The following is a 22,842-nucleotide window of genomic DNA, read 5'->3' as shown; positions in this document are numbered from 1 at the left end:
TGACATTTCGTTGATGACAATCATTGTTGATCATGGCGGTGAATGTCGGTATTCGACATTGGTTTCATGGGCCGGGCGATTGCCCGGCCCGGAAGGTCAGGTCTCAGCCAGGGTCACGCAGTTGCGGCCGTGCTCCTTGGAGGTATACAGGGCGCGGTCTGCGCGCTCGCACAGGGCCTGGGCGGTTTCACCCTGCCAGTCGGCAATACCGCAACTGAAGGTGACATTGAATTCCCGGTCGCCGGCCTGCTGGGTGAGCTCGGAGAAGCGCTCACGAATTTCGTTGAGGACATTGCGGGCATCGCCCGGGCGGGTGTTCGGCAGGATGATGGCGAACTCTTCTCCACCGTAGCGGCCAATATGATCGGTCTTGCGCAGACGTTGTTTCAGGAACATGGACAGGCTGCGCAGAATCCGGTCGCCAATCGGGTGGCCAAAGGTGTCGTTTACCTTCTTGAAGAAGTCGATATCGATCATGGCAAAGCACATGGGCTGATCTTTCTGGCGCGCACGCACGATTTCCTGCTCCAGCAGGTGCAGGGTGTGGGTGTGATTGAACAGGCCGGTCAGGCTGTCGCGGATCATCAGTGCCAGCAGTGAGCGGGCCCGCCGACCCCGGTTGTGCAGGGTCGCAATCAGGTGCTTGGGATCGATGGGCTTGGTCAGGAAGTCGTCACCGCCCAGGCTCATGGCGTGCAGCTGTTTGCTGACGTCCTCTTCCGCCGACAGGTAAATGATGGGAACACTGTGAAAGCGATCCTGCTGGCGGATGACACGGGCAATCTCCATGCCGGTGCAGCCGGGCATGTACATGTCCAGGATGATGATTTCCGGCGAGAACTCCTCCAGGGCATGAATGATCTGCATCGGGTCGGTGATGATGTGAGCGGTCATTCCCGCCTTTTTCAATACCGTTTCCATGTATTTGGCCTGGGCCCTGGAATCGTCCAGGACCAGAACCTTGTAGGGCTCGACAGTGTTGCCGTGGGTATAGGTTTCGATCTTTTCTATCAGTTGGCCGGGGTCCACCGCCGGGTAGAAGAACTCCTCCCCGCCGCAGCGGGAGGCGCGCAGCCGGGTTTCAATGCTGCCGTCCTCGTCGCTGACAAAAATGATGGGGATCGGAGTGTCGTGTTGCTCCTGCAGCTGTTCCACGGTCGCAATGCCGTCATTATCTCTGCCGCCGAAGCTGACATCCATCAGGATGGTTTCCGGTTTGCTGAGCGCACAGGCCTCAATCAGGTCTGCTGATGCGCTGAAGGCGGAAGCGCGAAAACCGAAAAATTCCAGTTGCCGGATCAGTCGTGAGGCCATCTCTTCGTTCGACAGGGCAATATAAACTGGTGTTCGACGATACTGCTGGGGCGCGCTGGAGGTGTCCTGGTCGGTGCGACGCTGGGTGGATAGGCGCAGATTCTCGGTGGCATCTTCCAGTGCCTTGGCTTTGGCATCGTCCAGGGGGGTGTCCTGATGCCAGTCCGTCAACAGGGACAGGATCAGCTCGCCGGCAGCCGCGTGGCTGTCCATCTCGAAACGCCGGGCATAACGAACGAGTTTGTCGGCTGCGGCAATCAGATCGTCCCGATGGGCTGGCGCCTGACTGCGGTCGTCGCGGATTTTCTGCCAGGTATCAAGCACCACCCGGGCCTGGGTGGTGACACGGCGGGCGAAATGCTGCCTGAGTTTCTCTTTCTGGCTCTCGTCGTTCATGGTGCTCCGGCCTGTCTGTCCAATTGTTGATCGCGATATCCGTCTGCGCGAATTTTTGCCATTTATGAGTTATACAGAGGCTTTATGGTCCTTGTGTAGAGTCTATAGTGTTTAATGTTGTGGGCGTAGGTTGCGCTATGTAAATGTTTGTCAACTCTGCGGCCCGGGTCACAGCTAACCTGATACTCGTTTCTCTGATGGAGCCCCGATGTGATGGCAGGGATGCTCGACAACTTTTATAACCGCAGGCAGCGAGGGGAAATTACCTTGCAGACCTTGCTGTTGCTATTCGCCGGCACTCTGCTGACGCTCACGCTGGTGGTTGCGTTCGTGACCAGCTATGGCTATTTCCGGGGCTATGTTGCCGATCAACTGTCCGCTCATGCCCGCGATGGTGCCACCGCAACCGGGCTTTCACTGTCCAATGCCATTGACGGTTCTGATCCGGTGGCCTCGGCGTCACTGATTGATGCGGTATTCGACAGTGGTCGTTACCTGGCTGTCGAATATCTGGGGCACGATGGTGAGATGATTGCCGGTCGGCGCATGCCGCTGCAGGCTAACCGCGCGCCAGAGTGGTTTGTTTCCCTGGCGGCATTGCCCTTGCCGGTAGCGGAAGCGGAGGTGGTCAGGGGCTGGAGCCGGTTGGGCAAGGTGCGGGTGGTGAGTCATCCCGGGCGGGCCTACGACGACCTCTGGCATATTTCTCTGGGGCTGCTGCTATCCGCCCTGGTGATCGCCACTGGTGGCTTGCTGGGGCTGTTTCTGTTACTCCGGAGGACTTTGAGGCCCTTGAAAGAGGTCGAGGCCCAGGCCCGGGCGCTTGGCCAGCGGGATTTCCGGAAGCGAGTGAGTATTCGCTCCACCCGGGAGCTGAACCGGGTGACAGAGGCTATGAACCAGATGGCGGATGACCTGGGTCAGTTATTCGAGGGGCAGGGCAAGCTTATCCAGCACTTGCGGCGCGTGAACAATGAAGATCCGGTGACCGGGTTGGCAAGCCGCAGCGCCTTTGACCAGCGCATGAAGGTGGAAGTGGAATCGGAAGAAAAATCGGCGCCCGGTGTTCTGATCATGCTCCAGCTGGCCTACTTCGCGGATTACAATCTGGCCTATGGCCGGGACGAGGGGGACCGATTGCTGCGTCAGGTTGCTGCCGGTATCCGTGCCTTTGTTGCCCGCCATGCTGAATCCTTCGCCGGGCGCAGAACCGGCGCGGAATTCGCCGTGTTTGTGCCCGGGGCTTCGGCAGCGGATGTGCGTATCTGGGCCGAGCAGCTGGTGCAGGAGTTGGATGGCATTTACTCCGATCTTTCCGCCCCGATGGATGCCCATGTGCATGCGGGCCTGGCTGTGGCGAGGCCTGATGAAGGTGTCAGAGCCTTGTTGGCCGCCGCGGATGAAGCCCTCCGGGCCGCCCAGCAACGAGAGGAGTCCTGCAGCCTGTTGCTTCCCGATTCCGGTGTTGAGAACCATCATAATATGGAGACCTGGCGCACCATTATTGCTCAGGCGATTCGGGAAGATAACCTGTCGCTCTGGCTCCAGCCAATGGTGCATGGTAACGATCAGTCACTGGTCCATTATCAGGTGTTCTCCCGTATTGATACCGCAGAGGGTGCTCTGAAAGCCGGGTTGTACGTGCCTGTGGCAGAACGCCTGGGGTTGTTGGCAGACATCGACCGAATGCTGATTGCCCGCGCGCTGGAGTGTCTTGAACGTCATCCGGAACGCGCGCTGGCGGTCTCACTGGGTAGCAGTTCGGTAGCCAGCAAGGACTTTCGAGACAATCTGGTGGCCATGCTTGCTCAGGCTGGGGGCGTAGCTGCTCGTTTGTGGGTGGGCATTGCGGAAGTGACCATTCACCACCACCGCAAAGCGGTCAGTGCCCTGGTGCGGGAGTTGTCTCGCCTCGGGGTGCCGGTATTGGTGGACCGGTTCGGCGTGGGCGGTGTGCCGTTCAGTTATCTCAAGCGGTTGCCGTTCAGGGCCGTTCGGATTGATCACAGCTTCATCCACAACCTGGACCGTCATGATGAAAACCGGTTCTGGCTGGAGTCGGTTGTGGGTATTGCCCATAGTCGGGGGGTGAAGGTGTACGCTACGGGAGTAGAAACCGCGGCGGAATACTCGGTACTCTGTAGACTGGGTATTGACGGCGCCATGGGCTACCATCTTGGCAGACCATTTGCCGCAGACACGTAATCAACAGGAGATCAGGAGTCTTATGCCTGGCAAGATCAGACAGTACTTCAGGGACAAGAAAGACGATGTGCAGGATTACACCGGCGGTAGCGGTGTTATTGGCAAGTTGGTGGTTGCCTTGCTGGTGGTCTACCTGCTGATTGCGATGGTTCTGGGTATCTACTGGAGCAGTGAGCCAGATACCTTTTCTGTACGTGATCACACCCGTACGCTGGCAAGCACCATGGATAGGGAGCCGGTGACCGGTTTTGCCTCCACCGCCACCATGATCCGTATTGCCGAGACCCTGCTGGATAAGCCCGGCGGTTATATTTCCAACGACATCGCGCCTCCCGGTCTGTGGATGGACAATATGCCGAACTGGGAATATGGCGTGCTGGTCCAGTTGCGGGATCTTTCCCGGGCGATGCGTAAGGATATCAGTCGTTCCCAGAGCCAGTCAGCGGAAGACCCGGATCTGACCATTGCCGAGCCCCAGTTCCACTTTGACAGTGAAAGCTGGGCCATTCCATCGACCGAGAACGAGTACCGGCGTGGTATCAATGCGCTCAAGCGCTATCTGAATCGCCTGTCCGATCCGGCCCAGGCGGACGCCCAGTTTTTTGCCCGGGCGGATAACCTGAACAACTGGCTGGCGGATCTGGAAACCCGGTTGGGTAGCCTGTCCCGCACGCTCAGCGAAAGCGTGGGCAAGGCGTCGGTGTCGGATGCCGTGGCTAATCTGAATCCGGATGATCCTCTGGCGGAAGAGACCGGTGGCGAGGATGTCAAAACCTCGTGGACCAAAATTGATGATGTCTTTTACGAGGCGCGAGGCAGTGCCTGGGCGTTGCTGCATATTTTCCGGGCGGTGGAAGTGGACTTCCGGAAGGTGTTGCAGGACAAGAACGCCATGGCGAGCGTAAAGCAGATCATTATCGAACTGGAGGGCACCCAGGCTTCCATGTGGAGTCCGGTGATTCTCAATGGCAGTGGTTTCGGTGTGCTGGCCAACCATTCGTTGACCATGGCGGCTTATCTGTCACGGGCGAATGCTGCGATCAGTGATATGCGGGACCTGTTGTCGCGGGGCTGATAAGCGCCGTTGTCTGAGCTTTGGCTCAGTGTCTAGTCCTGAAATAGGTTGACACCTATTTCTATTGAAACGCCCGGTGCACCGCATCGGGTGTTTTGTATTTCAAGGCAAGATGTGGTCGCCTTGTGTTATAGGTCTGAACGGACTGATCGACCATCTTTTGAGCTTCTGCAAGGTCTTTGGGGCGCGCCAGCAATAACTCCGTTTTTAGGATGCCGTTAACCCTCTCGGCCAGTGCATTTTGATAACAGTCATAGCCATCGGTCATTGAACAACGAATGCCGTGTTTGGCATGCAGCTGTTGGTATGCCATGGAGCAGTACTGGATTCCCCGATCCGAGTGATGAACGAGTTCTCCAGAGAGTTTCCTTCCCTTCAATGCCTTACGCATAGCTTGTATCACAGAATCCGTATGAAGGGTGTCATGGACATGGTAGCCCACGATTTTGCGAGAGAAAGCATCCGTAATCAGGCTGAGATAGGCCAAGCCCTGGTGAGTAGGTAAGTAGGTAATATCTGCCACCCAGACCTGCTCAGGCGCGGCTGGCACAACCTGCTCCGGACCCGGCTTAATAAGGTTGGGATGACAGCGAAAGTGGTGATGGCTATGCGTGGTTTTATGATAGGCCCGCTTTCGGGGAACCAGTTGTCGGTGTGCTCTTAGGAGGTCGAATAGTCGGTCCCGGCCCATGCGCAAAGGGGCATTCAGTTTCAGTAGCGAATGCAGTTTGCGGGTTCCCAGCCGAGGCTGATGCAGGCGCTCTTCCCGTACAAAGTCCAGCACCAAGAGATTGTGCGCCTTACGAGCCGCATCCGCTTTGAAGTACTGATAATAGGCCTGACGGGAAAAACCTAGATATCGGCAAGCCCGACTAACGTTCAGGCCTTGGATTTGTCTTTGTGCGAGGACTTGCCGGACCGCTTTTTTACAACGCGACAGCCATAGTCTTTTTGAAGCACATCCACAACGGATTCAAAGAATTGCGCTTTCTGGTTGGCCTCATCTAGCTGCTGCTCCAGCTCTTTGATGCGCTGCTCTGGTGTAAGTGGAAGATCCGATTTGTTCATCGCAGCCCCCTTGCGTACCAAGAGCATGGCCGCCGGGCTCCAATCCTGCTGACCATGCTTACGTAACCACGTTAGCACCGTCGAGCGTCCCTGGATACCATATCGTTCCTGGGCTTGCTTGTAAGTCATCTCGCCTTTTTCAACCTGGCCTACCACCGCCAATTTAAAGGCCAGGGAATAATCTCGCTGACTCCTCCGCCTCTTCGTGTTCATAACACCCTCCACAATTTCCAGTGAGAAGGTGTAAACCTTATTCAGGACGGGTCACAGGCACAAAAAAAGCCGGGCAGTCGTTAGACTTGCCCGGCTTTTTTATGTTCGAAGCGTGATCAGCCCTTGTAGGCGTTGATGGCGTCTTCGATAGCTTTCTTGGCGGCTGCAGCGTTGTCCCAGCCCTGCACTTTCACCCACTTGCCGGGCTCCAGAGTCTTGTAGTTCTCGAAGAAGTGACGGATCTGATCACGCAGCAGTTCCGGCAGGTCTTCGATTTCACGAACGTTGTGGTAGGTCTGGGTCAGCTTGTCGTGGGGCACGGCCACCAGTTTGGCATCACCACCGGCTTCGTCTTCCATGTTCAGTACGCCTACCGGGCGGCAACGAATAACCGAGCCAGCCTGCACCGGGTACGGGGTGACCACCAGGACGTCCAGTGGGTCGCCGTCGTCGGCCAGGGTGTGGGGGATGAAGCCGTAGTTGGCCGGGTAGAACATCGGAGTGGCCATGAAGCGGTCAACCAGCAGGGCGCCCATGTCCTTGTCCAGTTCGTACTTGACCGGAGAGCTGTTGGCCGGGATTTCGATGGCAACGTAGATGTCTTCTGGCGGGTTCTTGCCAGCGGGGATGTTGTCGAATTGCATGTGCGATCCTTCCTGGTACGTTAGGGTTCGTTTAACTGCGTTTAAAAAGTGGGCGCAATTATACGGAAGTCTCTTGCCATTCGAAACTAAACCTTGGTCGGTCCGAAAATAAACGAAATGCAATCTTTCGGGAATTTGATTGATCCTGGTGAACTGCTAATCTTGAGCAAGTTTTGATCGCCATTGAGCTCGATGAATCATGGCTTTATGTTTCATCAGGAAGAAGCTTGAATCAAGCAAAGGATGCACGGAATGCAAATTGGAAACGGACTCCAGTTTTCCTTGACGATTGGTGAACAGCCAGTCGACCTCTTTAAGGTTTTCGATTTCGAAGTGCGGGAAGCCTTGTCTGAGATTTTTTCTCTCACCATCAGCGCATTCAGCCAACAGTCAGGTATAGCTGCAGCCGACTTGCTTGAGCAGGAAGCCGAGTTGAGTGTCTTCCAGGACGGCGAGTTGCTTAGCCGGTTCCGTGGAGTGGTTGCAGAATTTGGCCGAGGTTCTGCGGGCCACCGGAGAACCGCTTATCGCCTCACTGTCCGCTCGCCTATCTGGAGGCTGGGGCTAGGGCGAAACAGCCGGATTTCTCAGCACCAGACGCCGGAACAGATCATTGGCGCTATGCTCGAGGAGCGCGGCATCACCGGTACTCGCTTCAATCTACTGCGCACGCCGGAAGAGCGGGAGTATTGTGTTCAGTATCGGGAGTCGGATCTGGCGTTTATTCAGCGACTGGCTGCAGAAGAAGGCTGGCACTATCGTGCTGAGCATGGCTCCGATGGCACCGAACTGATCCTGGCGGATCATCACCGCGAGGCGTTAGCGCTGCCTTCCGCTCTCTATAACGCAACGGCGGGTGGGGGCTCCAGGCAGCAGTGTGTGTTCGCCTTTGATACCCTGGATCGTGTCAGCGTTGCAGGGGTCGCCATGAAAGACTACACCTTCACGAATCCCGCCTACGGGCTGGATCACCTGGAGGTAGCTTCGGACCTCTCGAAACAGCGCCCGGATTATGAACATTTCGATTATCCGGGGCGGTATAAACAGGATGCGTCTGGCGCCCCATTTGCCAAGGCCCGCCTTGAGTCTCTGCGGAGCAATGCCTGCACCGCATCGGGCAAGAGTAACCGACCGGATTTCACTGCTGGCGGTCGGGTTGGTCTTGAGGGGCATTTCGATGATGCGGTCAATGGGGACTGGCTGTTGACCGAAGTGGTTCACCGAGGGGTTCAACCGCAGGCCTTGGAGGAGGATGCCGGCCAGGAGCCAACCACCTATACCAATGAGTTCAGCGCGGTTCCGGCCACCGTGAACTGGTGCCCGCCAAGCGACAACTGCCGCCCAATCATGGATGGGCCTCAAATAGCTCGAGTCACTGGACCTGAAGGCGAAGAAATCTATTGCGATCGCTATGGACGGGTTAAAGTGATTTTTCCCTGGGACCGGTATGGCCAGGACAACGAGCACAGCAGCGCCTGGTTACGGGTAAGCCAGGGTTGGGCTGGCGGGCAGTACGGTGTGGTGGCGCTGCCGCGGGTGGGGCATGAGGTCATCGTGAGCTTTCTGGATGGTGACCCGGATCAGCCTATTATTACAGGGCGAACCTATCATGCCACCAATATGCCGCCGTATAGCTTGCCCACCAACAGAACCAAAACGGTCCTCCGCACCCAAACCCACCAGGGTGGTGGTTACAACGAACTCAGCTTTGAGGACGAAAAAGACAAGCAGCTCGTTTATCTGAGGGCCCAGAAAGATCACGAGCTGGAGATATACAACAACCAGACCTGTTCCGTTGGTAATGATCGTGAAAAACACATCGGCAACGACCAGCGCCTGAACGTAACCCGTGACGAGCAGATAGATATTGGCCGCGACCAGAAAACCACCATTGGCCAGGATCAGACTCTGGATGTTACCCGTGATCGGTTTACCAACGTTGGCCGCCACTACCGCCTGGAAGTGACCGATCGCCGGCACGAATACAGCCATACCAATCATGACCTGGAAGTGGGTGGCCACTACACCCAGAAAGTGCAGGGCAAGGTATTGGTAGAGGCTGGTGAGAGCGCACTGATTCACACCCGGAATCTCACCCTCACCGGTAGCGAAAGTGTTGTGATTCAGGGCCCGGGGGGCAAAATCACCATTGGCTCCGGTGGCGTGACCATTGATTCACCGTCCATCAAACTGAACGGTCCGGTTGCGGTCTCAACCGGTGCGGTCTCTCAGATCAAAACCCTGGAAAGCGCGGCTCGGGAGGGGACGCCGCTGGTTGATATCTGCTCCGCGTGCGGGGACGGTGCATGAGTAACGCCAAGCGACGGCATGCGCTGATCCTCCAGGGCGTGCAGTGGTTGATACTGGATGCCGCCGCCTGTCCCGAACCCCTGTGGTTTGCCCGTGGTGCTGGCTTGGACACGCTTTCCCTGTTCCGTCAGCAGGACGAAGAGCTCGCCGACAGCGGCCCCTGGCTCATTGCGGTTGACGGAGAACCCGGGGCAATCGATGTGTGTTTGCAGAAAGATCCGCTGGGCCACGCCAGCCTTTGGATTGCGAGCTCCCTCGGACAGAAACAACTGGCGGATGCCTTGCGGGCGCGGGTGTATGCCCGTTTGCCTGGCGGAGAAACAACGCGGTTTCGGTGGCACGACCCGCGAGTGCTCAGCCCCTACCTGGAAGATTTGCCGCCTCTTCGCCGGGATGAGTTCCTGGCTCCTTTTGATGTGCTGATTCATGCCGATCTCAATCCGTACCAGCACCCATACCAATATCAGTTTTGGCAGCGCGACAAAGTCGGAGATAGTTTCGTGCGTGGTCACCTGTCGTTCATGGAGGAAATCTGATGGGTATTCCCGTTTCATTGAAAGGTCATTACCACATGTGCCCGATGTTTTCGGGTAACACGCCCCACGTTGGTGGCGGCATTGCCGAGGGCGATGGGGCCTTTACCGTCAACGGTACGCCGGTTGCCCTGCAGGACCATAAGTGTAACTGCAAAGTCGGCGGGCCCGACACCCTGAGCCAGGGTGCTCCCGGGTTGACCGTGAACGGCGTGCCAGTTGTGTTGCAGGGGAGCGCTACGGCTCACGGCGGCGTGGTGCTCGAAGGTGATCCAGCAGTAACGGTGGCCTGATGATGGCATGGACATTGACTCAGGAAGAGCTAGACCGCATGCCCAGCCAACAGCAACGAGTTCGCCAATATGCGTTGGCGCGCCACCTGTTGGAGTTGCCCGATCCACCGGAAGATTGGCCCGAATGCAAGGCGCAACTGGATACAGGCTTGACCCTCGCGGCAGAAGCCGGTTTTACGAGCCTGCCCGCAGTCACGCTCCTGCTGGAAGCGCTGCACTCCGTGCCTGACGCATTCGAGCATGCGGAGGTGCAAGGTTATCTGTATTCCGGAGCGCTCGAGCAGTTTCGGGCAGAGCGGGTACTGGAATGGGCAAGGGAGCACAAGCAACACAAGGAGAAAGTGGATGAGTTGTCATGAGGATTGCCAGTGCCGCCCGGGCGTTGTGGCTCTGGTGTTTGTGCCAGGGATTATGGGAACGAGGTTGAAAAACCGCAGGAGCGGGAGCTCTGTTTGGGATCCTGCTGCGGGCGCAGCTTTTGAAGGCCCCAGTGGTGCGGCCATCGAAATCAAAGCGCAGCGGGAACAGGAAATGGCTGATGCCCGGGCGGAGGACGACGACGGAAAGCTCGAAGCTATCGGTAAATGGTTCCGGCGCCGCTGGATTGGTGTGAAGGAACGTGGTGACGGCTTGGTTGAAAGAGGCCGGACGGCCCGCCGTTATGTGGGAGTGGTTCCTCGAGTCAGTGATTTTGTGTTTGCCGGGCCGGTAAAACGTAAGCAGTTATTGGTAAACGGTGATGCCAAGCGTCGAGGCACGCCTGTTGTTGAGCGCGATGATGACTTACTCGACGTGGATGAAGGTGCGGATGACTATTTTCGTACCTATACCGCGGTTCCCCCTGCCCAGATAGACGAAAAGCGCCAGCATGGTTGGGGTGAGGTGCACTGGGACAGCTACGGCCCCTTCCTGAAGTTTCTGGAGAACAAGGCCCGCACTTTGTCACGACTGTATCCTGGCTTGCGGTTCCCTGTGTTCGCTGTGGGCTACAACTGGATGTTGAGTAACGAAGCTGCGGGCGAGCGCCTGAAAAACCGGATTGGCGACTTCCGTCAACAAATCGTGGACCAGGACGAGCGTGGTATCGGCCCGGCAGACGTCAAGTTTCTGGTGATCAGCCATTCCATGGGTGGCTATGCCTCGCGGGCGGGCTTTTCCATGGCAGGGCTGGAAAGTGAGGTAGAGGCGGTCATACACGGCGCGATGCCGACTCATGGTAGCCCGGCGACTTATAAAAAGTTCCGGGCGGGTGAATCTGGAGCCGCCAAATTGGTGCTTGGTAAAAATGCTGCAGATGTGACGGCTATCCTCGGGTTCTGTCAGGGCGGGCTTGAGCTTTTGCCCAATCAGCTATATCGCACAGCGGATAACCAAGCGGAATGGCTGTACCTGAGAAGCGGGGATCAGGAACCGGAAATGATGGACATTGGGGTCGGGAGTTCGGTTTTTGATTTTTATTCCCGGTTTGATGTTTGGTATCGGATGATTCAGCCGGAGTTGTTGGCGCCGGAGATTGGGCGTGCTTACTCAGAAGGTAATCAGCTAGATGACTATGAATTCGCAATGGACCTGAGATTAAAGGAATGTTCTGATTTTCATCAGACGTTAGCAGATAGCTTCCATAACACCACTACCCTGGTCTACAGCAATAATGATAACGATCTTTCGTTTGACCGATGTACATGGGACGGTGGTGAAGTCTCAGACGGCGAAAGGGATGAATGGCAAGTTTACCGCAATGAGAATCATGCTGTTTTCTTCGGCGATGGTACGGTGAGTCTGTACGGGCCTCAGGAAAAGCAAAGACACGAGGCGGCTGTGGATGCTTGGTTGGAACAGGCTAAGTATGAGTACCATCCCCCACCCCCGCCTCAGGCCAATACGACGGAATATAAGCTGCAATCAGAAACGGCGCCGGGAGACGGCACCGTTCATGCGGGTGCGGGTGATCATCCCAGGTCTGCTAGTGGCCTCAAGCGGCTGGGTCTGCCCGCAACGGAGGAGCATCAGGGCTTTTTTAACTGCCCGGATGTCCGGGATCTGGTTATGGGGGAGTTGCAGATCCTGTTGCCGGACATACACCGAAAACTGGGAGGCTGAATGTCGCCGATTACCCGCAGTGCCCTGACTGGGCTTCTATTGCTGATACAAACTACACAAGGACTGGCCATGAGCAAGATGGAAATGCGAGAAGACGAACTCCCGGTATTCGAGTTTACGGAACACTGCGCAGGGCGATACCAGTTAGAGCTGCCTGCGGATATGAAACTGATCGATAGCGGTTACAACGACGAGTTGATTCTGGCTTCGGTGTACCCACCAGACGAAGTGCGTCACGATACGGCGTATCGGGGGGAGTATCGGGTTGACGAGTGGCGATCGCGAGTGGAAGAAGTGCGCAATAAGGAAGTTGTCGAAACCCATTACGTGCATTCGGAACCGGAAGGTGACCTCAAAACCTTGGTTTACTATGCAGACAGACGAAAAATTCCAGGGATGCGAGAAAAGCCTGATCGCAGTCACAAGTTCGAAACTCACTTTCTAAAGGACTTCCCGCCCGCAAAAGCCGCCATTGCCATCCAAGGGCAGGGTGCACTGGGAAATGTCTCTCGAGATGAAGCTGATTACAAAGCCATCTACCACGAACGCCTGACCCAAATGCAAGAACGGGCGAACGCTCTGGAATACCACCCCTGGCCCCACAACAAACCAGGCGTGTGTCTGGACCGGGAGTTTGTGGTGGTGAACACGGTGACGCCCGAGCGAGAGGGCTATGCCATGGAGTTCTTCAACGGTAAACGTTCCCGTTTTGTGCTCATGGCTGGTACCTACCAAAGTGAGGCAGAACTGAAGGAAGAGAAGAGCCGAAACACCGGGATGCTGTCTTTCCTGGCCTCCAGCAAAATGACCGTCGCCGGACGCAAGGGTCGCCTGTTTATCAGCGATGGCAAGTACAGTGATACCGAGCGGGAATTCCGCTGGGTAGCCACGGACGGCGAGGTGAACAGCTTCCGCCACGGTCACTTTGAAATCGAAGGGTCGATCGAAATGAAAGACTACCCGGAGATGGCGCCGATGAAAGGCACGGATGTGATTGTCGGATTGTTAAAGGGTGTTCGGGAACGCCCTTACGGCATGCTGGATGTTAAGAAGTAGTTGGTTCGCTCCACATATTATCGCTTTGACAAGGATCGGTTGTGATGCAGTGGTTTATGGTGTTCATTGGAATAGTTTTCGGTTTAGTCATTGGAGCTGTGGCGGGCTGGTTTGTGGGATTGACACCGGTGGTCATCGAAACGTTTAATAGTCTGTTCTCACTGAAAAGGTCCGGTGACTTTTTTGGTGGCAATCTGAATGCTGTTGTTTTCACGCTGCCGGCACTGGCTATTCTGGGCTCAATAGTGGGTGGATATTTAGGATATCGTGCCGGTTGAAAACTGAAGACCAAACAGATCAGCCCTAAAGCCGGATCTGTTTGGCAATCAGCTCCTTCATGATTTCCGTGGTGCCGCCGCCGATCGACAGGATTTTGGCATCCCGGTACAGGCGCTCCACCACCGACTCCCGCATATATCCCATACCACCAAACAGCTGCACCGCCTCGCGGGTGACTTTTTCGCATACGTCCACAGAGAAATTCTTGGCCATGGCGACCTGTTTAATGGGGTTTTTACCGGCCTGCATCAGCGCCGCGCACCGATAGGTGTATTCCCGGGCGATGTCGATCTGGGTGGCCATGTCCACCAGCTTGTGGCGGGTTACCTGGAAGCCGGCAACGGGGCGGCCGAAGGCCTGGCGTTGTCTGGTGTAATCCAGAGCGGCTTCGTAGGCGATCTGGGCGGTCATGTAGGCCATGATGGACAGGCTCAGGCGTTCGGCCAGGAAGTTGCTCATGATGGCGATAAAGCCGGCGTTTTCGGCGCCGATCAGGCGGTCGGCCGGTACCCGGCAGTCCTCGAAGAAGAGTTCGGCGGTGTCGCTGGCCCACCAGCCCATTTTCCGGAGCTTGTTGCCGGTGGTGAAGCCTGGGGTGCCTTTGTCGATCAGCAGCAGGCTGATGCCGCCGTGGCCTTCGCCCCCGGTGCGCACGGCGACGGTGTAATGGTCGGCGCGGATACCGCTGGTGATGAAGGTTTTGCTGCCGTTGACGATGTAGTGGTCGCCGTCTTTTACGGCACGGGTTTTCAGGTTGGCGACGTCGGAGCCGCCACCGGGTTCGGTTACGGCCAGGGCGGCGATTTTTTCACCGCGCAGGACGGGCGGCACGATCTGTTCGCGAATGTCTTTTTTGGCCCACTTGGCCACCGGCGGCAGGCCGATATCCAGGGAGCCGATACTGGCCACGAAGCCGCCAGAGGTGGATCGCATCAGTTCCTCGGAAACCGCGACTTTCATAAAAATGTCGCCTTCACCGATGCCGCCCAGAGCTTCGGGGAAACCGATACCCAGCAGTCCGGCGTCGCCGGCGAGTTTATAGATTTCACGGGGGAATTCGCCGGCTTCTTCCCAGTCGTCGATGTGTGGCCGTACGTGGGTTTCGATGAATTTCCGGGCGGTTTGGCGCACCTGTTCATGGGTTTCGTTGAAGTAGTCAGACACGGATTGGCTCCCTGTGTTCTTGTTTTGCGATAAGGTGAGTGTCGCGCAACCCTGGTCACCAAGCAAGCGCTTGGTTTAGTTTTGTTCAGACAATAAAAAAGCTGGCCCGAATGGCCAGCTTGTCAGGCGGAGTGCCTTACTGGGGTTTATGCACCGCGGACAATGCTTTTCACGCCGTCACGGGTGCCGAGCAGCAGCAGGTCGGCCGGGCGGCGCGCGAACAGTCCGTTGGTGACAACGCCGACAATGTTATTGAGTTTTTCTTCCACCACCAGCGGGCGGGAGATATCCATGTTGTGGATGTCGATGATGATGTTGCCGTTGTCGGTGACAAAACCATCCCGGTAAACCGGATCGCCCCCGAGTTTTACGATCTCGCGGCCGACATGGCTGCGGGCCATGGGGATAACTTCCACGGGCAGCGGGAATTCTCCCAGGATGCCTACTTGCTTGGACTCATCGGCGATGCAGATAAAGGTCTTGGCGACGGCGGCCACAATCTTTTCCCGGGTCAGGGCACCGCCACCGCCTTTGATCAGTTCCAGGCTCTCGTTGGTTTCGTCGGCACCGTCGACGTAAAACTCGATTTCGTTGACGGCGTTGAGGTCGTATACCGGGATGCCGTGCTTTTTCAGTCGTTCGGCGGTTGCCTCGGAGCTTGCGACGGCGCCGTCGAAGTCGTTGCGGTATTCCGCCAGATAGTCGATGAAAAAGTTGGCGGTGCTGCCGGTGCCCACCCCGACAATGCTGCTCGGTTCCAGGTGAGGGGCGATGTGATCCACTGCAGCTTTGGCAACGGCTTGTTTCAGTTCGTCCTGGGTCATGGGGGGCTCCCGGAGGTTTGCGTTGAATTTGGGCACTATTATACGCCTGCAGCAACTCTGCTTATAGACGGCAAGCGTGCAAACTTTCTACACTGTGGGTTTTTCCTGATCACTCACCAGCAACCGGAACCATCATGCCGCAACGCTATATCAAGAAGATACTCGATGCGCGCGTCTACGACGTGGCCATCGAAACACCCCTGACTGAAGCCCGTAGTCTTTCCAAGCGCTTTGGCAACAATATTATGCTCAAGCGTGAAGACCTTCAGCCGGTGTTTTCCTTCAAGATTCGCGGCGCCTACAACCGGATTGCTCAGCTGTCGGAAGAACAAAAGGCCAAGGGAGTTATCTGCGCCTCCGCTGGCAATCATGCCCAGGGCGTGGCTCTGGCCGCCAAGAAGCTGGGCATCAAAGCCGTTATCGTGATGCCGCAGACGACCCCGGAGATCAAGGTACGCTCAGTTCGCGACCACGGTGCCAGAGTGGTTCTCAAGGGGGATGCTTTTGACGAGGCTGCGGCCCACGCCCAGGAGCTGATCCAGAAACACGGGTACACCTACATCCCGCCCTACGACGACCCGGACGTTATCGCCGGTCAGGGTACCGTGGCCATGGAGATCATGTGGCAGTTCAGCAAGCCGATTCACGCCATCTTTATCTGTGTTGGCGGCGGCGGGCTGATTGCCGGCATGGCCGCTTACATCAAGTACCTGCGCCCGGAAATCAAAGTGATCGGTGTGGAGCCGGAAGACTCCAACTGCCTGCAGGCGGCGATGAAGGCCGGTGAGCGTGTGGTGCTGGATGAGGTGGGCATCTTCGCCGATGGCGTGGCGGTCAAACAGATCGGTGAGTATCCCTGGGAAATCTGCAAGGATCACGTAGATGAAGTGATCACAGTGTCCACGGATGAGATCTGTGCGGCCATCAAGGATGTGTTTGAAGATACTCGCTCCATTGCCGAACCGGCAGGTGCTCTGGGTGTAGCGGGTATCAAGAAGTACATCGCGAGGGAAAAGATCGAGGATGAAAACCTGATTGCCACCCTCAGTGGTGCCAACATGAACTTCGACCGACTGCGCTATGTGTCCGAGCGCACCGAAGTGGGAGAGAAGCGCGAGGCGATTCTGGCGGTAACGATCCCGGAGAAGCCGGGCGCGTTCAAAACGTTCATCAATGCGCTGCACAAGCGCAGCATCACCGAGTTCAACTACCGCTATGCGGATGCTCAGAACGCCACCATTTTCGTGGGAATCCAGATTGCCGCTGGCGGACATGGCCGGGAAGAACTGGTGCAGGATCTTCGGGAAAGCGGGTACTCGGTGGTCGACCTTACCGACAGCGACCTGGCCAAGCAGCATATTCGCCATATGGTCGGGGGCCATGCACCGACGATTACCAATGAAAAGGTGTTCCAGTTTGAATTTCCCGAGCGCCCGGGAGCTTTGCTGAAGTTCCTGATGTCGCTGGGAACGCGCTGGAATATTTCCATGTTCCACTACCGCAATCATGGTGCGGCCTACAGCCGGGTGCTATTGGGCGCGCAGGTTGAGGACAATGAGGTGGCGGACTTTGAGGGCATGCTCGACAAGGTCGGTTTTCGTTATGAAAACATGACTGACAACGAGGCCTATCGGCTGTTTTTGGGAGCAGGCAACGGGCGTTCCACCTGAGGGTGGAACGCTACAACTCTTACATAACGGTAATCTGTCAAAAATTGTAAAAATCAAGTTACGTGTTAGTCTTTCGTCTAATTCTGCGAATCAGTAATAGTTGTCTGATTTTCCTGCCAATTGAATGAAAGAATAACGGGAATCCAAGAAATGGGGAGCAAGCCTGACATCATTCGTGCCATTGTGCTCATCTTTGCTGTCGGCCTTGTGATTACGGGTTTTACGTCCATTCAGGCGTCTGAGGACAAGCGTACCGACCGCGAAGCATCTGCAGTAGGCTATGTTCTGTCTGCCAATCAGGGTCTGAAACGGTAACAACGCTTATCCGTTACCACACCGTGTAAAGGCACATCCCAGGGCTCAATTGGCAACTGTTCCACGCGCTGAAAATCGTGGGCCAGGCCAACCAGCTTTGGTGCCATGCAGGGCCTGATCCGGCTGAACGCGAAGGTTCGGTCGTAGAAGCCGCCGCCCATACCCAGTCGCCCTCCGGTTTCGTCAAACCCTACCAATGGAAACAGCACCGCATCCAGTGCCCAGGCCGGCTTGCGTCTTGAGCGCGGGAACGGGGGTTCTGGAATGCCGAAGCGGTTTGCCGTCAGTTGCACTCCATCAAAATAGGGGCTGAAAACCAGCTTGCCCGTGTAGATCGGGTGCAGAATGGGCAGGTAGAACCGGATGCCTTTTTTGCGAGCCAGATCAATATACAGGGACGGGTCAATTTCGCCGTCGTTGGCCAGGTAGATGCCAATGTGGCGTGCCCGGTGCAGGTCGGGGTGCCTCAGCAGGTTAAGGGCGAGACGTTCGGAAGCTTGCCGCTGTTCTTCAAACGACAGACTTCTCCGTTTCTGGCGAAGAGTTTGGCGGAGCTGGCGGCGTGAGGCCCGATCATTGCCGGCGTCAAACGTCCTTGCTTGATGATGCGGATTCAAGATGGCGATTACCTGCTGCTGCGTCGTGAATTCGGCCTATGTTGTATCACATCAATAACGCCCCGTTAAAATTCTGCTAGTCTGCAGTCCGTTGTTTTTTCAGAGGCTGTATTCTGCCATGGATTTCCCCCGATACGCTCGCCTGTTGCTTCCTGCGGTTTTGATTGTTGCTTTGTCTGGTTGCGCGACCGGATCCCCCGAGGTTTACCGGGTGGGTGTTCGTGCGTTGGCTTCTGCTGAATATTCCGGTGCCCGCCACCATCTCCAGAGTTACCTTGACGGTGAGACCGAGAGTTATGAAAGCAGTCGGGCGCGCTATGAACTGGCTCGCTTAATGTATCTTGGCCTGGGCGGGCCAGCGGATGAGCAGGCAGCTGCCGAGTTGCTGGAGCGAGAGCTTCAGAAACCGTTTTCGGTCTACGAGCGCGAAGCGCGGCATTTGTTGGCGGAGATCTATCGGCGAGGGCAGGCAGAGAACCGTGATGTGTCCAGGTCGTTAGTGCTTCTCCGTGCGGCGGACTATCCGCGAGCCTTGATTGATCTCGCGATGATCTATTGGTCCGGGGAGCTGGTCGAGCAGGATCGCAAACAGGCGGTGGCACTGATCCCCGAAATCGGTGAGGTAGATAATGCTTCGAATCTGTTTCATCACCGGGCTCTGGCTGAATACTGCGGCTCCGACACCCGGGACAGGGTACCTGCCTGGGCCTGTCTGGATGAGGAAGGCGAGTTTATTCTCCAGAGTGCAGACGAGGTATGGCGCGCAAGTCGTCCGGACACCGATGCAGGCACCATGCGCTACCTGGCTACATTGTATCCGGCCCTGGTGGATCCCAGTGCGCAACGCCGGATAGCGTGGTACCGGTATGCCGGAGATAAAGGCAGCGCCCGCGCCCAGTACATGATGGCCCAAATATACGGAGCGCCAGATTCACCTTGGTTTAACCCTGCCGAAGCAGAGCAATGGCTGCAACGGTCTGCCGATCAGAACTACCCGAAAGCACTGCTGGCCCGAGGTGTGGCGCTGGCTCGCGGAAAGCAGCGTTCCGAGGCTGATTATCTTGAGGCGCTCGATCAGCTGGAGCGTGCGGCCGACCGGGGCGAGAAAGAGGCGAATCTCTGGTTGGCTCACCTGTATCTGAATCCCGAAGACGGGCGCTCGATGCAAGTGGGTCTGGCCGTTGCGCGTCTTGAACAGATAGAGCGAGAAGACGATCGGGCCAAGCACTTGCTGGCCGATATCTATCTCTCGAGCCTGCCGGGTATGGCCGAAGAACAGCATCGCCGAGCCTTGGATCTGTTGGAAAGCATGGCTTACCGGGATGCGGAGGCGGCCTACAAACTTGGTGCGATCTACAGTCAGGGGCTGGCCAGTATTCCGCCCAGTCTGGTGGATGCTGTAGGTTGGTTGAGGCGCGCCGCTGATAAGGGCCACCTGCCCGCACAGCTGCTTTTGGCGCGAGAGTTGCAGCAGGATGGCCGGGATGAGAGCGCTGCGAAAGCTCGCGAGCGGTTTGTATTTATGCCGGTTGCCGATGTGCCGGATAATCTGCGTCAAGCTGTCTCAAATGCGCGCTATAGACAGGCAATGTATTACGCCGGTCAGGCTGAGGTTCATGCAGAAGAAGTTCGACAGCTTCTGGAGAGGGCGGCGGAGGAGGAGAACATGGCCGCCCTGGCGTACCTCGGGCTGATGTACTACCGGGGTGAGCAGGTGGCCCCGGATGATGAGCTGGCCTATCAGTACCTGGAACGCTGGGATTCGCTGTATCAGCAACGAAAGGATCAGGCCAGGTCGGACGACTCAGTGTGGTCTGGACTGTTGTTCGATGAGCGGTTCGGTAACCAGGAGGTTCAGGACGCTTTGCTGCACTTGAGATTCAGGAAGTCGCAATCGGAGTAACGGTGAAAAGCTTCCCGGGCTGCCGTTATCGGATGTAGCCCTTGAACCCAGAAGTTCAAGGTCGGTGGCCGCTGTGACATATTAGGCTTTCCCCCTTGGGGGACATGCTCACAATGCCCTGAAGTAGCCACCTGGGTAATGCGCATCGGCTCGAGGACGTACCCGACCAGCGAACAGCCCAGGAAGTTGGTTCCATTATACGGGCAGGGCCGGGGAGGATTGCAACCCCGTTTCCGGATTCTTTCCGGATCAGTTGTCCGAAGGCTCTCCCAGCGCTTCATCAAGCCGGTTATCCATGGCACGCAGGATGCTGCTGGTGGCGTCTGACATGGTGTCGCGTTCCAGCAGTTCATGGGTGATGTTCAGGGCGGCCATCACGGCAATGCGCTCGGTACCGAATACCTTGCCGCTGGAGCGGATTTCACGCATTTTGGTGTCCAGATGCCGGGCCGCACGTAGAAGGGCTTCCTGCTCTTCCTGCGGACAGGCCACCAGGTATTCCTTGTCGAGAATCCTGACTTCCACGGTGGTTGGGGTCTGTGACATCAGTGGTGCTCCAGTGCCCGAAGACGGCCGATCATGGCTTCGATCTTGTTTTTGGCAAGATCGTTTTTGTGCATTAGCTGGGCCCGTTCCCGGTTCCAGTCGTCCTGCAGCTCCCTTAGCAGGGCGTTGTCTTTCTCCAGCTTGTCGCAGCGCTCGATCAGCTTGTCCAGCTTGTCCGCTAATGCCTGTACTTCGGACTGTTCCATGACCTGCCCAACATCGGTGATTTTGATGAGAGTTACTATAAGTGCGCGCGCCAGACCGGTCAATTTACCGCATTGTCATGGCGTGCCCGCCGTGAGGCCTGTCACCTTTTGCGTCAGTTCAGCTGGAATCCTGTGCCCCGAACCCCTGTTGTCGGCCTGCTCGCCAGGTGTTCAGTGCGGGCAGGGCGGACACTGCCAACGCAGAGAGCGGCACTGCCACCAGTAACAGCCACTCCTCCCGGGCCAGCGGCCGAAGCCGGATTTGCAGTCCGTAGTGTTCCAGTAGCCAGGGGCTGAGGCCGGCGATGGCGGCAGCGCCGAGCAGCAGGGCGAACAGGCAACTGGCCAGGGCAAGCCCGACGCACTCCAGGCTGTACAGGCCGGCAATCAGCCCCGGTGAAGCTCCGGTCGCTCGCAAAACGGCAATCTCCCGTTGCCGCTGGGCTTGCAGGGTGAGCAAAACCGCAATCAGTCCCACCAGGCTGGTGATCACGACAAAGCCGCTGATGCCCAGCAGGGCTTTTTCAAATTGCCCCATCATCCTCCAGAGCTCGCTCAGGGCCACACCCGGCAGGATGGCCGACAGAGGTTCCTCGCGGGCCTGGTTCAGCTCCCGTTGAACCTGGAAGGTGAGGATCGGGCGGTCCAGGCCAATGAACACGGCGGTGATGGTGTCCGGTGTGTAATCCCGGTTACGGGCCTGGTCGGCCGACAGGGTCCGGCCCGGGATGGCCACGCCGGATTCCCAGCCCACATGCATGGCTTCCATGGCTTCAAGGCTGATGTAAACCGCCTGGTCGACGGGCGTGCCGGTTGGCGCGAGAATGCCGGATACCCGGAATGGCAGGTCCTTGTGATTCGAGAAGCTGGTGCGGCCACCGCCATGGGAAAGGACCAGGTCGTCGTTCAGTTTATGGTCAAGCTGCCGTGCCACGCCGGCGCCGATCACCACGTCAAACAGGTCAGAAAACCAGTCTCCGCTCGCCAGGGTCAGCGGTTGGTCGTTGCCATAGCGGAAGCGGGCCAGGAACTGCTCGTTGGTGCTGACAACCCGAAAGCCGCGGTAGCTGTCGCCCAGGGAAATAGGTATCAGCCAGTCGATGCGGCTGTCCTCAGTCATGGACTGATAGGTGGACCAGCGAATGTTGTTGGTGGCATCACCGATGTGGAACACCGTGTAAAGCAGCAGATTCAGCTGGCCACTGCGGGCCCCTACGATAAGGTCGGTGCCGCTGATGGTACTGGTGAATGATTGTCGGATTTCTGTGCGCAGGTACTGGATGCCAAGCAGCAGGGTTACGCTCAGCGTCAGGGTCAGGCAAACGAGAGCCAGTACACGGCGCCGGTACCACAGACTGGCGGCGGAGAGGAAGATGGTGAGCTTGAGCTTGTTCATGGCGCCACCTCCAGGGCCATGCGATGATGAAAGTGCCTGGCCAGTGACTGATCGTGGCTGACAAATACAACCGAGCTGTTACTGCGCTCGGCCAGAGTTAGCAGTAGTTCAAGAAAGCGGTCCCGATTGTCGCTATCCAGAGCAGACGTGGGCTCATCTGCAAGAACGATCTCCGGAGCGCCGATCAGCGCGCGGGCGGCAGCCACCCTCTGCTGCTGGCCGATCGATAGCCGGGTCACTCCCTGGTGCCAGTGGCTTTGCGGAATGCCCAGTTGTGTCAGCAGGTGTTGGGCAGCTTCGGTGGCGGAGGGTATCGCACGCGAATGGCGCAGATTTGATAGCCGGCAAGGCAAAAGTGCATTGGTCACAGCGCTCAGATAGGGCACCAGGTTGAACTGCTGGAAGATGACGCCCATATGATCGGCGCGAAGTCGATCCCGGGCGCCGGCCTTCATGGTGGTCAGTTCCTGATTCAGCAGCTGAAGGCTGCCACGGCTGGGCGTGTGCATGCCTGCGAGTAGTCCCAACAGCGTACTTTTACCCGTACCACTGGGGCCGTGCAGGAACAGGTGTTCACCCCGTGTCAGCTGAATATCGGGGAAGGCCAGTTCTCGAGCCTGGTTTTGCCATCGGAAGTGCAGATTCCGGGTTCGGATGGCCAGAGTGTCCGGGCGGGAACTGTCCGGCGGTTGTCGTGTCTCGCTGTTCATATCCG

The 22,842-nt window shown here is 57.2% G+C and carries 22 protein-coding genes and 1 other RNA gene; 12 read left to right on the top strand and 11 right to left on the bottom strand.

Features of this window, described 5'->3' with window-relative positions; translation table 11 throughout:
• Window positions 1-96: 96 nt before the first annotated feature.
• Entirely contained in the window at window positions 97-1,710 is a 1,614-nt protein-coding gene (locus tag OZ656_RS17885) for a diguanylate cyclase (protein WP_141067453.1), read from the bottom strand.
• Window positions 1,711-1,923: 213 nt separating this feature from the next.
• On the opposite strand from OZ656_RS17885, the gene OZ656_RS17880 reads away from it, so the two are divergent.
• Together OZ656_RS17880 and OZ656_RS17875 are read left to right on the top strand one after the other, a co-directional pair.
• The gene (locus tag OZ656_RS17880; RefSeq protein WP_379944760.1) at window positions 1,924-3,915 is read left to right on the top strand and encodes an EAL domain-containing protein; all 1,992 of its coding nucleotides are present in this window, start codon (window positions 1,924-1,926) and stop codon (window positions 3,913-3,915) included.
• Window positions 3,916-3,937: 22 nt separating this feature from the next.
• Window positions 3,938-4,990, top strand: a complete 1,053-nt coding sequence (locus OZ656_RS17875; RefSeq protein ID WP_286714501.1) for a DUF2333 family protein — start codon at window positions 3,938-3,940, stop codon at window positions 4,988-4,990.
• Window positions 4,991-5,051: 61 nt separating this feature from the next.
• On the opposite strand, the gene OZ656_RS17870 is transcribed toward OZ656_RS17875, so the two are convergent.
• Together OZ656_RS17870 and ppa are read right to left on the bottom strand one after the other, a co-directional pair.
• Window positions 5,052-6,271, bottom strand: a protein-coding gene (locus tag OZ656_RS17870; protein ID WP_379944743.1) for an IS3 family transposase whose coding sequence is annotated in 2 segments (ribosomal slippage) — window positions 5,052-5,908 and window positions 5,908-6,271 — 1,221 coding nt in all. Because the reading frame shifts where the segments join, the coding sequence is not laid out codon by codon here.
• 116 nt (window positions 6,272-6,387) lie between these two features.
• Window positions 6,388-6,915 (bottom strand): inorganic diphosphatase, encoded by a 528-nt coding sequence (ppa, locus tag OZ656_RS17865; RefSeq protein ID WP_014422707.1) that lies wholly within the window; start codon window positions 6,913-6,915, stop codon window positions 6,388-6,390.
• Between the two features lie 252 nt (window positions 6,916-7,167).
• Between ppa and OZ656_RS17860 the strand changes: the two genes are divergently transcribed.
• The 7 genes from OZ656_RS17860 to OZ656_RS17830 all read left to right on the top strand — a co-directional run bounded on the left by OZ656_RS17860 (window position 7,168) and on the right by OZ656_RS17830 (window position 13,485).
• A complete protein-coding gene (locus OZ656_RS17860) occupies window positions 7,168-9,225 on the top strand; it encodes a type VI secretion system Vgr family protein (protein ID WP_153740516.1) in 2,058 nt (685 codons plus the stop codon).
• Entirely contained in the window at window positions 9,222-9,761 is a 540-nt protein-coding gene (locus tag OZ656_RS17855; RefSeq protein WP_153740517.1) for a DUF4123 domain-containing protein, read from the top strand. Before OZ656_RS17860 ends, OZ656_RS17855 begins: the two co-directional genes overlap by 4 nt.
• On the top strand, window positions 9,761-10,051 hold the full coding sequence (locus tag OZ656_RS17850) for a PAAR domain-containing protein (protein WP_153740518.1): 291 nt from the start codon (window positions 9,761-9,763) through the stop codon (window positions 10,049-10,051). Before OZ656_RS17855 ends, OZ656_RS17850 begins: the two co-directional genes overlap by 1 nt.
• Before the next feature lie 38 nt (window positions 10,052-10,089).
• Entirely contained in the window at window positions 10,090-10,410 is a 321-nt protein-coding gene (locus tag OZ656_RS17845; RefSeq protein WP_379944758.1) for a hypothetical protein, read from the top strand.
• Window positions 10,397-12,151, top strand: coding sequence for a hypothetical protein (locus tag OZ656_RS17840; protein WP_153740520.1), 1,755 nt, complete (start codon window positions 10,397-10,399; stop codon window positions 12,149-12,151). Before OZ656_RS17845 ends, OZ656_RS17840 begins: the two co-directional genes overlap by 14 nt.
• A 69-nt stretch (window positions 12,152-12,220) precedes the next feature.
• Window positions 12,221-13,207, top strand: coding sequence for a hypothetical protein (locus tag OZ656_RS17835; protein ID WP_153740521.1), 987 nt, complete (start codon window positions 12,221-12,223; stop codon window positions 13,205-13,207).
• Between the two features lie 44 nt (window positions 13,208-13,251).
• Entirely contained in the window at window positions 13,252-13,485 is a 234-nt protein-coding gene (locus OZ656_RS17830) for a hypothetical protein (protein WP_044389240.1), read from the top strand.
• Window positions 13,486-13,510: 25 nt separating this feature from the next.
• On the opposite strand, the gene OZ656_RS17825 is transcribed toward OZ656_RS17830, so the two are convergent.
• Together OZ656_RS17825 and rpiA are read right to left on the bottom strand one after the other, a co-directional pair.
• A complete protein-coding gene (locus OZ656_RS17825) occupies window positions 13,511-14,650 on the bottom strand; it encodes an acyl-CoA dehydrogenase family protein (protein ID WP_379944757.1) in 1,140 nt (379 codons plus the stop codon).
• Between the two features lie 146 nt (window positions 14,651-14,796).
• Window positions 14,797-15,474, bottom strand: coding sequence for a ribose-5-phosphate isomerase RpiA (gene rpiA, locus OZ656_RS17820; protein WP_286714503.1), 678 nt, complete (start codon window positions 15,472-15,474; stop codon window positions 14,797-14,799).
• Between the two features lie 134 nt (window positions 15,475-15,608).
• On the opposite strand from rpiA, the gene ilvA reads away from it, so the two are divergent.
• On the top strand, window positions 15,609-17,144 hold the full coding sequence (gene ilvA, locus OZ656_RS17815; RefSeq protein WP_014422705.1) for a threonine ammonia-lyase, biosynthetic: 1,536 nt from the start codon (window positions 15,609-15,611) through the stop codon (window positions 17,142-17,144).
• Window positions 17,145-17,294: 150 nt separating this feature from the next.
• Window positions 17,295-17,459: a hypothetical protein gene (locus OZ656_RS17810; protein ID WP_199454051.1), complete on the top strand. Its 165-nt coding sequence runs from the start codon at window positions 17,295-17,297 to the stop codon at window positions 17,457-17,459.
• Here the strand turns inward: OZ656_RS17810 and OZ656_RS17805 are convergent.
• Window positions 17,441-18,076 carry a 5-formyltetrahydrofolate cyclo-ligase gene (locus OZ656_RS17805; protein ID WP_014422703.1) on the bottom strand — a complete coding sequence of 212 codons (636 nt, stop codon included), beginning with the start codon at window positions 18,074-18,076 and terminating at the stop codon, window positions 17,441-17,443. The two genes, OZ656_RS17810 and OZ656_RS17805, sit on opposite strands and share 19 nt — an antisense overlap.
• 118 nt (window positions 18,077-18,194) lie before the next feature.
• Between OZ656_RS17805 and OZ656_RS17800 the strand changes: the two genes are divergently transcribed.
• Complete coding sequence (locus tag OZ656_RS17800) at window positions 18,195-19,979, top strand: tetratricopeptide repeat protein (RefSeq protein ID WP_199454053.1); 1,785 nt, start codon at window positions 18,195-18,197, stop codon at window positions 19,977-19,979.
• Between the two features lie 7 nt (window positions 19,980-19,986).
• On the opposite strand, the gene ssrS is transcribed toward OZ656_RS17800, so the two are convergent.
• The 5 genes from ssrS to OZ656_RS17775 all read right to left on the bottom strand — a co-directional run bounded on the left by ssrS (window position 19,987) and on the right by OZ656_RS17775 (window position 22,837).
• Window positions 19,987-20,167: non-coding RNA, 6S RNA (gene ssrS, locus OZ656_RS17795), on the bottom strand.
• Between the two features lie 61 nt (window positions 20,168-20,228).
• The gene (locus tag OZ656_RS17790) at window positions 20,229-20,525 is read right to left on the bottom strand and encodes a cell division protein ZapA (protein WP_023009596.1); all 297 of its coding nucleotides are present in this window, start codon (window positions 20,523-20,525) and stop codon (window positions 20,229-20,231) included.
• Entirely contained in the window at window positions 20,525-20,731 is a 207-nt protein-coding gene (locus OZ656_RS17785; RefSeq protein ID WP_011786845.1) for a TIGR02449 family protein, read from the bottom strand. Before OZ656_RS17785 ends, OZ656_RS17790 begins: the two co-directional genes overlap by 1 nt.
• A 118-nt stretch (window positions 20,732-20,849) precedes the next feature.
• Complete coding sequence (locus tag OZ656_RS17780) at window positions 20,850-22,127, bottom strand: ABC transporter permease (protein ID WP_278351107.1); 1,278 nt, start codon at window positions 22,125-22,127, stop codon at window positions 20,850-20,852.
• Window positions 22,124-22,837 carry an ABC transporter ATP-binding protein gene (locus tag OZ656_RS17775; protein ID WP_278351108.1) on the bottom strand — a complete coding sequence of 238 codons (714 nt, stop codon included), beginning with the start codon at window positions 22,835-22,837 and terminating at the stop codon, window positions 22,124-22,126. Before OZ656_RS17775 ends, OZ656_RS17780 begins: the two co-directional genes overlap by 4 nt.
• Window positions 22,838-22,842: the final 5 nt, after the last annotated feature.

The sequence above is a fragment of the Marinobacter sp. LM1 genome, assembly GCF_042763285.1.
Classification (GTDB): Bacteria; Pseudomonadota; Gammaproteobacteria; order Pseudomonadales; family Oleiphilaceae; genus Marinobacter; species Marinobacter nauticus.
Note: the sequence above shows the minus strand (reverse complement) of the source record. Positions and strands in the feature narration are given on the sequence as shown.

What these genes read in the sequence shown, in the direction of transcription:
- OZ656_RS17800 (WP_199454053.1), top strand. Translation starts at nt 18,195, where the DNA reads ATGGATTTCCCCCGATACGCTCGCCTGTTGCTTCCTGCGGTTTTGATT.
- OZ656_RS17775 (WP_278351108.1), bottom strand. Translation starts at nt 22,837, where the DNA reads ATGAACAGCGAGACACGACAACCGCCGGACAGTTCCCGCCCGGACACT.
- OZ656_RS17850 (WP_153740518.1), top strand. Translation starts at nt 9,761, where the DNA reads ATGGGTATTCCCGTTTCATTGAAAGGTCATTACCACATGTGCCCGATG.
- OZ656_RS17885 (WP_141067453.1), bottom strand. Translation starts at nt 1,710, where the DNA reads ATGAACGACGAGAGCCAGAAAGAGAAACTCAGGCAGCATTTCGCCCGC.
- OZ656_RS17855 (WP_153740517.1), top strand. Translation starts at nt 9,222, where the DNA reads ATGAGTAACGCCAAGCGACGGCATGCGCTGATCCTCCAGGGCGTGCAG.
- ppa (WP_014422707.1), bottom strand. Translation starts at nt 6,915, where the DNA reads ATGCAATTCGACAACATCCCCGCTGGCAAGAACCCGCCAGAAGACATC.
- rpiA (WP_286714503.1), bottom strand. Translation starts at nt 15,474, where the DNA reads ATGACCCAGGACGAACTGAAACAAGCCGTTGCCAAAGCTGCAGTGGAT.
- OZ656_RS17790 (WP_023009596.1), bottom strand. Translation starts at nt 20,525, where the DNA reads ATGTCACAGACCCCAACCACCGTGGAAGTCAGGATTCTCGACAAGGAA.
- OZ656_RS17780 (WP_278351107.1), bottom strand. Translation starts at nt 22,127, where the DNA reads ATGAACAAGCTCAAGCTCACCATCTTCCTCTCCGCCGCCAGTCTGTGG.
- OZ656_RS17880 (WP_379944760.1), top strand. Translation starts at nt 1,924, where the DNA reads ATGGCAGGGATGCTCGACAACTTTTATAACCGCAGGCAGCGAGGGGAA.
- OZ656_RS17785 (WP_011786845.1), bottom strand. Translation starts at nt 20,731, where the DNA reads ATGGAACAGTCCGAAGTACAGGCATTAGCGGACAAGCTGGACAAGCTG.
- ilvA (WP_014422705.1), top strand. Translation starts at nt 15,609, where the DNA reads ATGCCGCAACGCTATATCAAGAAGATACTCGATGCGCGCGTCTACGAC.
- OZ656_RS17860 (WP_153740516.1), top strand. Translation starts at nt 7,168, where the DNA reads ATGCAAATTGGAAACGGACTCCAGTTTTCCTTGACGATTGGTGAACAG.
- OZ656_RS17840 (WP_153740520.1), top strand. Translation starts at nt 10,397, where the DNA reads ATGAGTTGTCATGAGGATTGCCAGTGCCGCCCGGGCGTTGTGGCTCTG.
- OZ656_RS17830 (WP_044389240.1), top strand. Translation starts at nt 13,252, where the DNA reads ATGCAGTGGTTTATGGTGTTCATTGGAATAGTTTTCGGTTTAGTCATT.
- OZ656_RS17875 (WP_286714501.1), top strand. Translation starts at nt 3,938, where the DNA reads ATGCCTGGCAAGATCAGACAGTACTTCAGGGACAAGAAAGACGATGTG.
- OZ656_RS17810 (WP_199454051.1), top strand. Translation starts at nt 17,295, where the DNA reads ATGGGGAGCAAGCCTGACATCATTCGTGCCATTGTGCTCATCTTTGCT.
- OZ656_RS17845 (WP_379944758.1), top strand. Translation starts at nt 10,090, where the DNA reads ATGCCCAGCCAACAGCAACGAGTTCGCCAATATGCGTTGGCGCGCCAC.
- OZ656_RS17835 (WP_153740521.1), top strand. Translation starts at nt 12,221, where the DNA reads ATGAGCAAGATGGAAATGCGAGAAGACGAACTCCCGGTATTCGAGTTT.